General features: G+C 64.9%; 2 protein-coding genes. Both read right to left on the reverse strand.

Going from position 1 to position 539, the window contains the following annotated elements; all coding sequences use genetic code 11:
- On the reverse strand, nt 1-257 hold a 257-nt coding region (gene gspG, locus DAI20_RS20180; protein ID WP_108252916.1), incomplete at its 3' end, for a type II secretion system major pseudopilin GspG.
- 57 nt (nt 258-314) lie between these two features.
- Nucleotides 315-539 (reverse strand): hypothetical protein (locus tag DAI20_RS20185; protein ID WP_205781544.1); only part of this gene is annotated, 225 nt, incomplete at its 5' end.

Consider the following 539-nt stretch of genomic DNA (forward strand, 5'->3'; position numbering starts at 1 on the left):
TGTGGCGGCTTCACCAGCGCCTGCAGGCCCTGCTCGGCGCTGGGATAGCGACCATTGTCCAGCTTGAACAGCTTCAGCGCCTGCATCAGCGCCGCGATGTCCTGGCGCGCCGCCACCACGCGCGCCTGGTCGGGACGGTCCATCAACCGCGGCACGATCAATGCCGCGAGAATGCCGATGATCACCACCACCACCATGATCTCGATCAGGCTGAAACCCTGCTGCCGAGCCCTGCGACCACCCACCTGCCTTGCCATTGTTCCGCCCTCATCATCCTGGAAGAGACCGCTGCGCCATGGTCAGCGGTGCATGTGTCAGTACGATAAACATCCGCCCGCTATTCGCTGCGGCTGTGCCTGCAGCGGTGCAGCACGTACCGCTGGCGCACACGCCGCTTCAAGCAACGGAGATGGAAGGCTGCCCAGTGTGTCGTCGATACAGGCCCGCAGCAGTGGATGTGCGCAGGCCTGCAACAGGCGTACGCACTGCATCGGCGACCAGGCCGTGCCGTGGTCGAGGCCGATGAACTGCCGGTAGGC

This window comes from Planctomonas deserti, assembly GCF_003067705.1.
GTDB classification, from domain to species: Bacteria; Actinomycetota; Actinomycetes; order Actinomycetales; family Microbacteriaceae; genus Planctomonas; species Planctomonas deserti.